This window comes from Streptomyces sp. NPDC049687, assembly GCF_044465285.1.
Classification (GTDB): Bacteria; Actinomycetota; Actinomycetes; order Streptomycetales; family Streptomycetaceae; genus Streptomyces.
Map to the genome: position 1 here is coordinate 342,783 of NZ_JBITLN010000004.1, position 16,131 is coordinate 358,913.

Annotated in this window: 2 protein-coding genes (1 of these 2 cut by a window edge); both read left to right on the forward strand. The window is 71.1% G+C overall.

Translation table 11 applies throughout. The features are described from left to right. On the forward strand, positions 1–14,740 hold the 3' portion of the coding sequence (locus ACIBVL_RS15785; protein WP_399097709.1) for a hypothetical protein. Its footprint begins 12,743 nt before the window's first position; the window shows 14,740 of its 27,483 coding nt (coding positions 12,744–27,483); its start codon lies off the left edge, out of view; it ends in the stop codon at positions 14,738–14,740. An 11-nt stretch (positions 14,741–14,751) separates the two neighbouring features. Beyond that, positions 14,752–15,915, forward strand: a complete 1,164-nt coding sequence (locus tag ACIBVL_RS15790; RefSeq protein WP_399097710.1) for a hypothetical protein — start codon at positions 14,752–14,754, stop codon at positions 15,913–15,915. Positions 15,916–16,131 lie beyond the last annotated feature (216 nt).

The window sequence follows — 16,131 nt, forward strand, 5'->3', positions numbered from 1 at the left end:
GGAGTTCGACCCGGTTGACCGGGCCGAGGTGTTCAACGCGGTCCTCGCCGAGGCACTGGACGTGGTCGACGGGGTCCGGCCGGGTGAGGGGCCCGATACGTCGGGTGCCAGTGAGCTCGTGGACTGGATGGAAGCGGACTTCGACACGTACTTCCCGGACAAGAACTCGGACAGCCTCCCGGTGGGGCGGGTCGAGGAGATCGCGCCAGAGCTGGGCGAGAGGCTGGAGCGGGCGGGCATTTCCCGGAACCTGTTCCACTCGAATGTCGTGGACGCGATGGCCCGGGGCCGGAGGGCACTGGACGGTGGGGCGAAGAGTGCCCTGGCGACGTACCGGCAACTGCCCCAGGCGGAGCGGATCACGGTCGTCACCGAGGGAAGCGCGAGGCCGTCCGCACGTATCGTGACGATCGGTGACTACGCCGTCACCCCCACTCCGCGCGAGGTGCCGGGCCAGGGCATCTTCCAGGTCACGCACATCCCCACGGGGTTGCGCTGGGGCTTCGACGGCAGTGCGACGGAGGCGTACCACGACGTCTTCCTCGGCAGTGTGGCCCGCGACATCCCCGCCGAACTGGAGGGAACCAAGGTCGGGTTCACCGGCGGTACCGTCGATTTCGCCGACGCTTCCCGGATCGCCGACCGGTTCACCCTGACCACGGAGCTGCCCGAGGGTGTGGACGCCACCTTCGGCATCGCCGACGGGACAGGTACGACGTGGTACTTCACTGCGGAGGGCGTCTACAACGGCCGGTTGGTCCGGCTCTCCGACCAGACCGGATCACTGCACTTCAAGGTGGGACCGGCCGAGATGACCGTGCCGGTGTTCGTCGATGCCGCGGGTCACCGGGACGACACCGTCAGTGCCCGCCTGCTCGGGGCCGGTCGTCTCGCTCTGAGGCGGGAGGTGCCGGGCAGCCTGCCGCTGGAGCACAGGGTCTACCACGCGCACGGCACTCTTCAGGAGACGACCGTCTCCATCCGCCGGCGGGCAGGCGTCCCGACCGGCGAGCACTGGCGGATCGATCACACGACCGGCACGGCGTCCCGCATCGACGCGACCGGTACCGAGGTGGCCGGCCCGCACGCCTTCGCGACGGTCGGCACGTCTCCCACCGGTGCGCTGCGCCTGACCGCCCAGGACCAGCCCGAGGTCGTCCTCTTCGAGCGGGAACCGCTGGGCGACGGTCACGTCCTGCAGGTCGACCGGGACGACGCCGGCAAGCTTCGCTGGACCGAGTTCGACCCGGCCGGGGAGCAGATCGCCCACGGCAAGCGCACCTGGGACGCCAGGACGCGGACCTTCCACGACACCCGCACCAGCCGGCTGCCGCGGATGAACCTCCTCGCCGTGCGCACCTACCAACCGACGGCGGACGGCGGCGCGGTCCGCGCCCAGCAGGGCGCCGACGGCACCTGGACCTGGACCCGTTTCGACGCCGACGGCGCCGAGCTGCTGTCCGGTACGCGGCGCTGGAACTGGATCCGTTCCGGCTACAAGGACGTCTACGTCGATCCCGAGACGGGCCGGGAGACCGTTGCCCGGCGCAGCAGCCAGGCGTGGCCCTTCCCCGTGGGGACCGTGGCGCGGCCCGGCCTCTCGGCCGACGTCCCAGCCGAGCGGCACGCGCCTGAACAGGCCGACGAGCACGCCATGTCGCCGAACACGTCGCAGCAGCCTGTGTCCGGGACGCAAAGCCCGCGAAGCTCCGAGGCACGCTTCGAGGACGACGCCCCGACGCACACGCCCCCTTCGTCGAGTCCCCTGCACGAGGGGGGCGGCGACACCGAAACGGCTTCCTCCGCATCGCCCGCGCAGGAGGGGACCGATCACGGAAACGTCGTCGGCGGACGGCCCGCCCAGCACCAGTTCGTGATCGAGCCGTGGCAGATGATGACCGACCCGAGCTGGGTCGCGGATTACGATCCGAACCTGGCGCAGAGTTTCAGACGCTTCGTCGACAAAGCCAGACAGGCGAACCAGGCCCTCGATCGGACAGGTCCCTCGGCCGACGTCCCGAGCGTGGGCATGGACCCCGCCGTCGGTCCCATGGAGGTCATCCACCGCGCGGCCGGCTTCGACGAGGGGCAGGAGTCCCGCCCGCAGAACCTCGCCGACGTCCTCCGGCTCACCGAGGAGACCGCGGCAAGGTTCCGGCAGTTCGGATTGCCCGCGGACATGATGGACGCCGACCTGGCGACCGTCCGGGCCGACGCCTACCAGAACATGCTCGACGACGCCCAGGAGGCCCTGGGCGCGTACCTCGGCTCGGGCAGCCCGGACAGCGGTTCCCTTATCGGCGAGTTCACCGTCACGCCGGGCGACGCCGACGGCCACGTGGTCGTCCACGAACCCACCGGTCTGCGGTTCGAGTACGACGCCGACGGCGATCGCGTGTACCAGGAGAGCGTCCCCGCGGGCCAGCCCGCGGGCCTGAAGGTCGGCATCCGCGAGGACTACGACAACCTGGTGACGACGCACGAGCTGGTCGGTCCCGAGGAGGTCATCGACGGCCGCACCGTCAGCAACGCCGAGACCGTCGACGCGAAGGGTCACGTGACAGTCGACGTGGACGGGGCGGCATACGTCATCACTGACCGTCATGGCTTGTCGGTGCGTTATCTCCTGGACGGCTCACCGCTCGGCCGTACGGACACCTCCACTCCCCGCGAAGGGGACATTCTCGTGGAGGACACATCCGGCCTCCGCCACCCCGTCCCGGAGGTCCGCACTACCGAGGCCGCGGAGCCCTCGGGGACGGTGAGCGGAGTCGAGGTCCCGGTGGCCGCCCCGGACGGCTCGCCATCGCATGGAGTCTCGCAGGCACCCATTGAGATATCTGCGGAAGGTTCTGGTTTCCGCCCGGTGCCGGACACCATCGTGGAGCACACCGAGGACTCCTCGGACGCCGAGGGCGTGCACGGTGCCGGGGATACGCCGGACCTGGCGCGTATCGAGCAACGGGTGGTGGATGCCAGGGCGCGGTCGGCCGGGACCGACGTGGATTCCGGTGACTACGCCAGGGCCGTCGAGCAGAGGAACGCCGCCTACGACAGGCTGCTCCGGGACGCGACCGGCGCGACACGGAAGTGGCTCGACGCGTCCGAGCGGTCGGAGGGGGCGCACGTCGACGGTTTCAGCCTCGCCTCGGTGGAGGATGGCGGCATCGCCGCGGTGCATGACGCGACCGGGCTGCGTAGCACCTTCACCCTGGTCGACGGTGGGCTCGAGTGGACGTCTCGCGAGTACCGGCTGGTGGACGCGCCGCCGGAGACGGCCGCCCTGAAGGTCGTCGTCCACCGGGCGTGGGAGGAGGACGGACGGGAGGCGCTGCAGCGCGACCTGGCGGGTAGGCGCCGAGCAGGGGTGAACGCGCGGTTCCATGCCGAACGCCCGGCGCAGGGGATCGGGCCGGGGAGGGACTGGCTCGAGATCGTCGACAACGCGTACGGCCACAGCTTCACGGTCGACGCCACCGCTGTCATGGTGAGGCGTCAGGTCCTGATGCGCGGTGGGGTAGGGCGTCTTCTGTACGACGCGATGCGCCCGGACGAAGCCCCCGTAGTGCTGGACGCGGACCGTATGGTGTCGCGGTACTGGAGCGCGAGTCCGCTGGACGGCGGCCGGGTGAGAGTGGTGCGTCTCGACGCACCGGTCGGCTCGATCGAGCACCTGGAAGTCGACGGTGGCACCGGCGAGCTGCTGAAGGAGACCGTCGCGATCCGCGGCAAGCGAGGAGTGGTCACCGGTTTCTGGGAGATCGACCACGTGGCTTCCTCGGCGGTGCGCCTGGATGAGGCGGGGCGTCCCGTGGCCAAGGACGGCTCCTCGAGGGCTTCGGTGGTCACCGACCGGGACGGCGGCCTCAAGTTGCTGGGTGGGCCTGGCTCCACCCTCCTGTTCGAACGCCAACCGCTGGGCGACATCCTGTCGTACGACATATCACTGCAGGTCGGGCCCAATGCGTTCGTCTTCGGTCTCGGGCTTCCGGACGGCAACCGACTGGTGAGGGTCGAAGCGCCCCTGGGGGAGCCTGAGGCGCTGCGTCTCGTGGACCAGCACACCGGCGAGCGGATCGACCTGCCGGTGCACGTCTCGCGGTTCTACGGCCTGACCGTCGATGTCGAGGCGCCCGGCGCGGAGCACGGGGCGAAGGCGCGGTACGAATTCTCCCGTACCGGCATACTGCGCTCGGAGATGCTGCCGCTGCTGGGCGGCGAGGATGCGGCGCTCCGCGATCTGTGGCTCGACGTGGAGCACGCCGACGTGCTGCCGGACTTGACCCTGGGCGGCTCCGAGGCAGCTCTGGAGCGTTTCAGCCTCGGACCGGTGCCCGACGACATGGAGGGTGCCCCGGAGGCCGAGTTCACCGTTACCGACTCCCGGACGGACATGCGGTATCACTTCAGCCGCGCCGCCCGTCTTGTGGCGCAGGACATGCCGCTGGGCCTGGGGCCTGCCGGTGAGCGTGTGCTGGACAGCCGGGAATCGCTGATCCTGAGGCTCGGCGAGAACCGGGAGCCGCAACTCGTGGGTCCGCGGGGTCCGTTGGCTGACCTCCGGCTGGGGACGGAGGTTCTGGGCGGCGGCCGGATCGCGGTGATCCGCACGGACGGCGCGGGGCGGGAGGAGGCTCGGCTCCTGGTCGACACCGTGAGCCGGCGGGTGCTGGAGGAGACGGTCGGGGTGCCGCGCGAGCGCGCCGAACTCCTCGGCTACCAGCACTGGAAGCTCGACTTCCAGGCCGGAACGGCGGTGCGCCTGGGCGACGACGGCGAGCCCGCGAGCGGTCGGCTCGGGCACCTCGATCAGCGTGATCGCGGTCTGATCGAGGTCGCCGGCGACGGCAGGCTTCGGGTGGTCCGGCCGGGGGCCGGCGACGGCAGGGAACCGCAGGTCCTGTTCGAGCGGCCCGGCACGAGGAGCGGCGGTGTCGCCTGGCTGCACTCCGAGCCCCCCGGCGCACCTGCCTTCGAGGAGGCTTCCGCGCACGCTCCCGCGAGCCGGGCCGACCTGGAGCGGCTGGCCTACCAGCGGGAGGCCGACCGCTTCGAACGCAGGCTGGGCGCCTACCTGGTGCAGCAACCCAGGGTGCAGGACCAGATCGCCAAGTTCGCCCGTATCGCCTGGGAGCGGATCCCCGCCGCTGAGCGGGTCAAGTTCAGTTCTGTCAGGCCGTCGTTCCTGGGCGGCGTCGGAACGGACTTGGTCGACCTACAGGCCGTGGCCTACGACGGGAACATCCGCGAGCAGGCAGCGTTCTTGAGAGCTGCTCTGAAGAACCGTGTCCTGCACAAGCACCTGGGCCCAGCGGCACATCTGGACCCCGTGATCGACCTGGACAAGTATCCGTCGGAGCTGGACTTCAAGCGGCTGTGGCAGCGTTCCGACCCCTTCGTTCCCGAGCCTCGTCATGTCACCTATCCGGACGTCGTTCCGCTGAGTGAGCGGGAACGGGCTTGGACGGATGACGGGCGCGAGTGGAAGGGCGCTGAGCAGGAGTACGGCTCGACCTTCCTGCCGAAGGGCGAGGACGAGCAGGAGGTGCCGTTCGACGCGAAGACGTTCGAGCGGGGGCCGCACGCGACAGCCCAGTCCACCGGCGGACTCGTGATGGGCGGAGCCTCCCGCACGACCTGGCTGATGCTGCGGTATGCCGAGGCGGCCAACCGTGTCTGGAACGCGGGCCTCGACCTGCAGTACTTCCGGCTCGGACTGGTGGGCACCATGCTGCAGGCCGGCGCCCACTCACTGCACGAGATTCTCCAGGGCTCCGACGTGCTGGCCCGTGACCCGGCGTACCGGCCGCTGCGCGAGCTGGGCTTCGCGTACGACCACGACAACTGGGAGCGCTACCGTCACCTCGCCCCCCTGACCGAGCAGGAGTTTCGTGATCACGTCACGCCGGAGGGGCTCTTCCCCGACGAGTTGGTACGTGGTCCGGGGGTCGCGGCATACGACCCGGTGGACGACGCGCGTCGGGCCCTGACCGACCATCTGGGCGCGCGGCGGCGCAAGCGCGCGGACCGGGACTTCGTGATCACGGAAGTGGACGGCGGCCATGAGGTCGTGCACCTGCCCACGAGCCTGACCACCCGGTTCACCGGCGAGCGGCACGAGGTCGTGTACCACGAGGCCGCTCCGGGCTTCGGGTCCAGGGTGCTGCGCGGGCTGAAGGTGGCCGTCGAGCACGTCCGGCAGGAGGACGGCCGGATCACCCCGCGGTTCCGGCTCCTCGGCGACCCCTCGGCGGTGGACGGGTTCACGGTCCGCGAGGCGCCTCGTGACCTGCGGGAGGGCCGGCAGGCGGCGTTCAGCGTCCTGGAGAAGGACAGCGGCCGCTGGTTGCACTACCTTCCGGACGGCAGGGTCATCGCCAAGGACCAGCCGGTCGAGGACGAGCAGGCGTATCTGCGGTTCGACATGCTCCGGCCGGGCGGGGAGCCGGTACTGCTGGACGAGGCGGGCAGGCCGTCGACGCTGCACCGGGTGGAGGACCTGGGCGGCGAGAGGATCGCCCTGGTATCCACGAGAGCCGACGCGACACCGCAGGAGCGGATCGTGGTCGACGCCGACACCGGGCGCCGTCTGGAGGAGATCGTCGCTGCGCCGGGCAGTGACGCCGAACTCCCCGGCACTCACTGGAAGTTCGACTACCGGGCCTCAATCGCCCTGCGTGTCGATGACAACGGCAGAACGGTCACCTTCGTCGGCGACCGGTTCGACCACGCCCTGCTGGAGACCACGGACGACGGCGGCGTGCGGGTCGTGGTCCCGGAGCAGGACGGCGCGGCGCCCCGGACGCTGTTCGAGCGGCTCGGCGCCCCCGTGCTCACCGCACGGCCCCCCGCGAGCGTGCCCGCCACGAGGAGCGACCGGCGAGGTCCTGGTTTCCGCCCGGTGCTGGACACCATCGCCGAGCACACCGAGGACACCTCCGTCGAGGGCACGCGTCTGTCCGGCGTCGACCAGGTTCTCGAACTCGGCGGCGTGAAGATCCAGTTGCGGCATCCGCTGCGCCTGACCCTGGTGGACCGTGAGGGGGCACCCCTGCCCGGCGTGGTCGTGGCGCCGCGTGAGGAAGGCGGTTTCACGGTTGCCGGGCTTCGGCCGGGCACGCTTCACTTCTCGGCGGCCGGGCAGTTCCAGTTCCGTACGGTGCCGTTGCCGGGCATGGACCGGCGGCTGAAGTTCTACACCCCGGTGGGGGTTGACGGCGGGGTCCGTCTGGCGGGCCCGGAGAGCGCGCCACGGGCGGACATGCCCGGACCGGCGATCAAGGCCGCTGCTGCCGCCGACGGCGGCCTCACGGTGCGGATGCCCGTGGCGGACGGGCCCGACGGGGCGGTGCTGGTGTGGCACCTCGACGCCAACGCGCAGGTGCGCGCGCTGGACGTCCCGCTGCGCGGCGACGAGATCGGCGGGCTGTCCGGATTGAGCATGCGCACCGACCTCCTGCCGGGCACGGACGGGGTCGTCGAGAAGCGCACGCTGCAGGGCCCCCTGGGCGCCCTCTTCGACGTCTGGCTGGAGCAGCCCACGCCCTCGTCACAGGAGCGCCTGGACGCCGGCTTCACCGTGACGGACGCGCGCAGCGGCCGCGTCCACCACTTCGATCCGCTCGGGGTGTCGCGCTCCTCGGAGGCAGTGACTCCCGACCCGCAGGTGGCGCAGCCGACCGACGAGCAGACAGTGCACGACGAGGAGGCCGCCTCCGACGACGAGGTGCTGCCGACCGTGTACGAGGAGCACACGGAGCACGAGGAGCACGAGGAGCACGAGGAGCACACGGAGTCCGGGGAGCACACGGAGTCCGGGGAGTACGAGGAGTCCGGGGAGTACGAGGAGCACACGGAGTCCGGGGAGTACGAGGAGTCCGGGGAGTACGAGGAGCACACGGAGTCCGGGGAGCAGGAGGAGAACGAGGAGCACGAGCAGCACACGGAGTCGACCGAGGACGCCACGGAGGAGGCATCGGCGGAAGCCGGCCGCAGACAGCGGGCGCGATGGCGGCCGGGTACGCATGTCATTCCCGAGGGGCTGTCCATGGCTCCGGAGTTCCGGCTGGTGGCACTGCCTCCGCGGGTGGCCGCCCAGTACGAGGCTCTGGGCATGCCGGCTCTCCCGGAGGTCCATGACAGCGAGCACAGGCGGGTACCGGGTTGGACGGTGGCTTCGCGGACGGACGGCGGATACACCGTGTCCGACGCGGCGGATGAGCGGCGCTGGCAGTTCGATGCGGACCGGGCGCCGCAGGCTCTGGACGTGCGGGTGGCGGAGACGGAGGACTTCCTGCGGTTCGCCGCCGGTGAGGACGGCCCCGAACTGTCCGTCGTAGGGGCCGACCGGTACGAGCTGACAGAAGTCCGCGACACGTCGGGCGTGCTGACCGAGGTGTGGCTCAGCACTCCCGAGGACGAGCTGGGATGGCGTTTCGACGGGAACGGCACACCCCGGGACGTCGAGGTGTCGCTGACGGGCGAGGGCCTGCCCGCTCACCTGGCGGGTGCGCTGATCCGCAGGCGCCGGGCCCCGGTCTCCGAGGAGGCGCCCAGAGGCTGGGTCGCGGAACTGGTGGCCGACGACCCGTGGGCCGTGACGTCCCACGGCCTGGAGGCGGCCTCGGACGCGTACGTCCTCACCGACCGGGTGACCGGCGACACGTTCCGCTTCGGTACGGACGGGGCTCTGGAGTCGGTGAACCACAACCGTGAGGCGCAGCGGCGCACCTGGCTGGGCCGGCTGAACGAGGCGCTGTTCGCGGAGCGGGCGCCTCGGGTGAAGCCGCAGAACCATTTGGGCACCGTCGGGCCGGAGTTCGACCCCGTGCTGGCCCGGATCTTCGACGAGTCGCTGCCCAAGGCGCGGCAGACCGGCCCGCGCGGTGAGAGGGCTTTGAGGCTGACACCGCTGATCTCACGCGATGCCACGGACTTCCTGCTGCGTTCCGGGCTCGGCCTGTCGGACCTCGAGTCGCTCACCGAGCTGCGGGCCACGGCCCACGAGGCGCTGTGGGCGGACGCGCGGCGGGCGCTGGAGGCGGCCGGGCCCGTCGAGGACACGGCGGGGCGCTCCGTGAACGGGTTCACGGTGCTTCCCGCCCCGCCGGGCGGACTGCGCCCGGTGGTGCACGAGGCCACGGGCCTGGAGACCACGTTCGGGCCCCAGGACGAACTGGTCTCGCACGAGGTGTACCTGCACGAGGTCCCCCCGGAGCTGGCGGGACAGCCGGTCCACGTCACCCACATCACCCACAACAACATCAACGGGGAGTTCATGTTCGCGTGGGCGGACAGGGCACAGGTCGGAGAGCACCTCACCGTCGGCTGGACGGGCGACGAGACCGGGGCGAGCACGGACCCCCTCCGTCAGTTCCTCATCGAGAACCTGCGCACCGGCGAAACGCACTTCTTCAGCGCCGACGGCACGCGAACCGAGACCGTCCCCGCACCGGAGGACGCGTCGAACACGGTGCACGACGACGAGCGGTCGCGTCCGTCCACGGACACCGTGGAGACGTATGAGGATGAGGGGTCGCGTCCGTCCACGGACACCGTGGAGATCCACGAGGACGAGCAGCCCGAGACGTCCTCCGTGCCGCAGCCCCCGCACGCCGAAGCCCCCTGGTACATGAAGCAGGACGGCATGGACGCGCACGGTGAGCTGAACATCACCGCCGTCGACCCCTGGGACGAGGAACTGGTCCGGCGGTGGGCGAACGACATCACGGATGCGGTGCGGCGCGACGGCGACGGCGCCGAGCTGGAGACGGGCGTCCGCGAGGGCCTGCGCACGCTGCTCCGGAGCGGGTCCGTGCCCGGGGCGCTGGCGTTCGGCGGGCGCACCGCCGCCTCATCCGCCGCCGAACGGGAGCGGCAGCAGGACTTCTGGGAGGCGATCCTCCAGCAGGGGATGCGGTTCCAGGCGGGTGATCGTGTGGTGTCGCTGCGGCCGGTGCTGCGCGACGTCGAGCCGTTGCCGCTGGACACGCCCGCGATCGAGCAGTACACCCTCAGCTGGGGCAGCCTGGCCACCACCCAGAAGTCGGCGTGGGACCGGGGCTGGGGGACCGGGACGTCCCTGCTGACGACGCTCTCCACCGGCTCGAAGGTCGTGTCCTCGGTGGTGCCGGCGCCGGTGCTGACCGTCGAGGCGCACCGCACCGGTGAGACGCAGACGAACCGCGACGTGGTCTTCGACCGGAAGGTCTGGATGCAGCAGAGCACGCTGTTCCGCGCGGGCCTGCACGTGCGGGTCTTCGTCAACGGTGAGGAGCGACCGCACGACCTGGTCACGGGTGCGCGCTTCACCGTGCGGCTCCCCAAGTCCCTGACCGCCACCGGCGCTCTGCGTCACGTCAAGCACGACGTCCCACCGTCTGAGGGCGAGCAGCCGGGCACCGGGCGTCACCGGGCGCGGCCCATCATCAACGCGGTCGATCTGATCCAGCCGGCCGCCGAGTTCGAGCGACGGCTGCACACCGCTGGACTGCCCGCCGACGTCGTACGGGACTTGATGGACCGGACGCTCGTCCAGCTGAACGAGCGGACCTTCATCAACCGGACCAGGTACCTGCTGGCCAACGAGCTGGTGACGGACCGGGTGTCCCGCTCCACGGGTCTGGGCCGGTCCTTCAAGGGCCACGTGGCGATCACCGCGACGATCGAGGGCCTGGAGTATCTGGGCGACACCAAGAAGGTCCCGGTGCGCGAGGACTCCTCCAGCGCGCTGGTCGTGCGACGGAAGGAGGGCGCGACCAGCGGCTTCTCGCTGGGCGGGCGGATCACCGCGGGACCGGCGGAGTTCCTCTCGCTCACCGGCGAGATGAAGCGCGGCAGCAGTCACAGTCTGGCCGTGGCGACCGCCACCCACACCATCATCCAGACCAACGACGACCATGCCCGGTACCGCGCCTGGCTGAACGTCACCATCGAGGTGCGCTCCACCACGCACCGGATCGAGCCGCTCACCCGTATCGTGCCGGCCGAACTCGGCGTCCCCAGCCATGAGGCCGCCGACTTCGAACACCGCGTGCTCGGTCAGGACGCTCCGCTGCTGCGGCAGGCGCAGGAGCCCAACGGCCCGGTGGAGGCGCGGCCGTACGTGCGGGCGCTGCTCGCCGAGGCGGCCGAGCTGGGCGTCGGTCTGCCGGAGACGGCGTACCAGCGCCCGGCGCGGCTGGACGCGGAGCTGCCGGCTCCGCACCCGCGCGAGCCGCTGGCCCTGGCGACGCGCAACGGCCTGGGCTTCGGCACCCTCCTCGCACTGCCCGGTGCCGAACTGGTCCACGACCAGATCAAGACCGTCATCGGCCAGATGCACCAACAGCTGACCGGCCGCCGACCCAGGTTGACTTCGCAGCCGCCTTTCCTCAAGCTGCGCCGCCCCCGGGTGAACTGGGCGGGCGCGGACAAGGAGCTGCTCACCGCGTTCGGGCGGCCGTCCCTGGAGGTCGACGTGGTGAAGCTGTTGTCGGTCATGGAGCACTCCGTACGGCTGGGCAGCCGGACGTACGACGTGTCGGTGACCGCCCGGCTGCGGGAGCGCGTCGGCGGAGCCACCGGCGACGAGGCGCGGCCCCTCTCGCTCAACGTCCGCTCCGGGCAGAGTGCCGTCATCTCCGGCGAACGGAAGAACAGCTGGAGCCTGCGGGGTTTCCTGGGCGCACGTGCCCGGGTCGAGCTGACCGAGGCCGTGCGACTCCAACTCGGGCAGGCGGGTCTGACCGGCGGCTTCGGAAGCGGAACCAAGCACGAGTTCTCCGGCGCGGCGAAGTCCACCCAGCGTGCCGACATGGGTGGCAAGGCCGACGAGCACGTCTACGACGTCGTCTACGAGCTTTCCGTACGCACGGACGGTCACCCGGAGCAGAAGTGGTGGATCGACAAGCCGGACGAGGTGGTGGCCCGGGTGGCCGTGCCGCACCTGCACGTGCCGACGGAGAAGATCCCGGAGGAGGTGCTGCGCGAGGCATACGACACACAGCCGCTGGAGTCGCCTCCCGCCCAGGACCGGCAGGTGGACTTCGCCGGCCGTGGCACCGCCGCGGTGTACCGGTCGATCGTGGCCCCGCCCGAGGTGGTGCGTGCGACGGCGGAGATGTACCGGAAGGCCAACGGCCACCCGGACGCGTGGCTGGCGGACTCGGCGAACTGGCCCGCGGCGATCAGTAAGCTCTTCGCTCCCAACGAACTGGTGGCGCACTTCGCGTCGCTGACCGATGACCAGGGGCGGCTGGCCGAGTTGCCCGACGGGCCCGACGGGTGGCACCAGGCCCTGCGGCTGCGGATCATCGCCGTTGACCCGTACCACGTGCGGGCGCACAGCGGCGCCGGCTTCCAGCTGTGGCAGAACACCAGCGGGACGGCCACCTACGAGCGCACCGACGGGCGCACCCGTACCGTCGGCGTGGCGGGCCGGCTGGGTCCGATGGTGCACCTCGGCCACGACAAGGAGGAGGGCGACGATCTGGCCGGGGTCGGGGCCGGTGCGGAGCGGCTCTCGACCGGTGAGCAGCCGTCCACGACCGAACACGACGGGCGGACCGTCCAGTTCGGCGGCACGCTCGGCGGCGCGTTCGAACGGGGCTGGGAGACCGGCGACGGCACTGCCGTCGGACCGGTCGGCATCACGCGCGGCACGTACGGCGGCCCCAAGCACGCCTACCGCGCCCACGCGGTGTTCCGGATCACCCTCAGCCGGTGGCGCAGGCCCCACCTGACCGATCCGCTGACCCGCGGCACGTCCGGCACGACCAGCGACGAGCTGACGCTGCAGGTCAAGCACGGACTGGAGTTCGTGGTCCCCGAGCGGCGGATCTTCGACCTGGACCTGCCGAAACCGGACGACGTGGCCACCGTCGAGCCGAAGGAGCCGACCGGTCACTTCGACCCGGCACTGCTGGCCGGCGCGACCCACCCGGAGGTGCTGAAGGCCGACGGCGTGCAGGAGAGGATGAAGCGGTGGCTGACCGAGCAGGGCCTGCTGCGGCCCGGCCCCGACGGTTCCGGCCACCGGCCCAGCCTGCTGCTGAGCGCCATCGAGGCGTCCTATTCACCCGCGGCCCTGCTCGACCAGTTCACCCTGCTGAACACCACCGGGGTGACGCGGTGGCTGCCGATTCCGTCGGCCTTCGGCGCCACCCGCTACCTGTGGACCAAGGTCACCGCCGAGACCCTGGAGCCGACTTCGCAGCATGAGCGGCCCGAGTTGACCATGATGCTGCGGGGCAAGGCGATCACCGAGAACACGGCCAGCACGTCCCGCTCGACCGAGGCCGAGGTCCATGGCGAACTGCACGGCAGGACCGGCACTTCCCTGGTCGGCGGGATCCAGGTCGCGGCCGGCTGGTCCAGGGAGGCGAGCACGGAACACGAGGTGCACGAAGAGAGCGTGGACGTCTACTGGGGCCAGACCCGCAACCCCTCGGTCGAGTTCGAGTTGCGGCAGCGGTTCAGGATCGAGATGGCCCTCACCCGGCAGATGCCCGAGGTGCTCTCCGCGCCCGTCCGTCTCCTCCACGGTGTGACGCTCGCTGTCTCCAGCCTGATGGGCCACCGGCGTCACGCGGCGGGCCGCCTCCGGCAGCGGCAGTCGTTCCTCGCGCGGTTCCCCCGGCGATCCGAGGACGACGGCGTGGTCGACGGCTCGGTACGGGTCGTCGTCCCCGCCCACCTGGTCCGGCCGGGCCCGGCGCCACAGCGGACCGCCGACTCTGTGCCGGACGCCGACCCGCCGGTGTGGGAGGCCGAGGAACAGCCGCTGAACGACGCGCTGGTGGACCTGGTCTCCGAGCACGGGCACCCCTGGGCGCTGCCCGCCGCGACCCAGATCAACCGCTGGGCCGTACTGCCCGCGGCGCCCACCACCTCGCGCCCCCTGCCGACGGCGCCGGAGTCCTGGCGTCCGGACAGCACCACGTTCTTCGGCATGCTGTACGACCACCTCACCAACGAGGTGCAGATGCGGATGAGCCTGGAGAGGCTGCTGCGGCACGGCTACGAGGTGCTGGTCGGCGGCGAGAAGGTGACGGTGGGCATGCGCATCACCCGCCTGATGGCGTTGCCGGAGTCCGACGTGGAGATCCTGTCGCGCCACTTCACCCAGGGGCGCGACACGGAGGAGCACCACAGCGGCACGACCCGCGCCTGGTTCGCCGCGATCGGTGCCGTCGGCGGCTGGAAGGTCGACGACGATCCGCAGCGGGACGTGGTGCCCCTTCGTTACGAAAGCCAGACGTCCGAGGACCGGGCCGCGGAGTCCGAGGAGATCCTGGAGCGCAACACGGCCTCCGTCCGGCCGTTCCGCTACTACAAGGCCGACGTGGAGGTCGTCCTCTCCGGCCCGCACGGGAAGCTGCTCGTACCGGCGCCCGGGGGCCTGTACTTCATGCTCCCCATCGCCGTCGCCGACTCGTCCGCGGTGTCGGAAGTCCTCGTCACCGAGCCGGAGCCCGACCATGTGGGCAATGTCGGCAACGACGAGGGCGGGCAGGTTGACCCCCTGTTCGAGGCGTTCTTGATCCGCATCAACGGTGATGCCGCGTCTGACGGCCATTCACCAGAATCTCCCGTTCCCCCCACGCCGCCCCCGGCGTCGGCGCCCGGGAACGAGTCCGAGGTGCTGGAGCACCAGCCGGACGGAGCGAAGACCACCGAGGCCAGTGCGAACAGGTTTCTCACGCTGATCAACGGTGATCAATGGGCTGCCGACGCCGGCAGCCGTACCGACGAGGAATAAGGAAGGCCCAGATGAGACCAGGAGACAGCGCCTCCGACGATCCCGGTGGGTCGGGCGGATCCGCCGGACAGGTCGCGGTCGCACCCGCGCGCACAGCACCGGACGGCGGTGCCGGCGGCCAGGCCGGTCCGGGGACCGGCTCCGTGTGGGACCAACCTCTGCCCTGGGTCACTCCGGGGGACGGGGACGAGACCCCGAGCACCGGGCAGCGCACGTCCGCGCGGGCCGCGGAGCCCGCGGCAGCGGCAAGCCCGGCACCGGAGACGGCCGCCGTTCGTGAGGAGGGCGGAGCCGCCATTCCTGAGGAGGGTGGAGACGATGCGAAGGGCGACGCGAAGGCTGCCGACAACGAGTCCTCCGTCGCACTGTGGCAGGCGACCGCCGCCAAGCAGCAGCGCGGTGCGCACGCCGCGCCGGTTCCCGCGGGGGCCGTTGGCATCGCAGGCCACGCCGTCTCGAAGTGGCTTCTCGGCGTCGCCGTCGCGGCCGGCGGTCTCCTCGCGGCCGTAGGGATGGCGGAGGGACTGAGCTCGCATCCGTCCGCCGCGAGCGCCAAGGTGCGTCCGGATCCGATCGTGGGTCCCGGCAACGACCTCGACGAGGGGGGCTCCCCGGCTCCGACCCCGACGACGCATCCGAAAGGCCATCCGGCGGCCGTGGTCGGGAAGGCGGCGTTCCCCCACCCCCGCGCCCAGAGCGATCACACCCCCGGTCCGTCGTACACCCCCGAGCCGTCGCACACCCCGCAGGTCCTGTCCCGGCAGACGACCACGACGTCCCCGGTGGTCCGGCAGAGCAGTTATCTCTCCGTCCACACCTCCGTGGCGTCTCCGAAGGACTACTGGAGCCAGAGCTCCATCAACGTCACGACCACCAAGAAGCTCACCGCGCTCAAGGTCGTCCTGCACATAGCCCAGACCGGTGGCGTGGCGAACACCGGCGTCTGGACGTCGCTCGGTGACAAGGTCACGGTGCACACGGGAAGGGGCTCGGACGGGGCGGTGGACTACGTGGTGACGCTCAACCCGGGCGTCACCCTCGACGCCGGGCAGTACGTCTTCCAGTTCGGGTACAACCACGACCAGGGCACCCGCGACACCCTCCATGACGTGTGGGCCGTGGTGACCACGGCCGCCGGTGACAGCGACGAGGTAAACCAGAACGGAAGGTACTGACGCAGGTGTGGTCCCGCCGCATGCCCGACGCAGTACATCGGTGTGCGGACGGCGGGTCTGCGCTGGGGTGCCCGCCGGGACCTGGCTGGGTGGCTGGGTCCTCACCCGCCCGTGCTGACGGAGGGAATCCGCTCCGTCGTCGCCGTGCCCGTGGTGGTGTCCGGTGCGGGGCGCGCGGTGCTCTACACGGCCGGTCGCGGCCCCACCCCTCGCGGG

What these genes read in the sequence shown, in the direction of transcription:
- ACIBVL_RS15790 (WP_399097710.1), top strand. Translation starts at nt 14,752, where the DNA reads ATGAGACCAGGAGACAGCGCCTCCGACGATCCCGGTGGGTCGGGCGGA.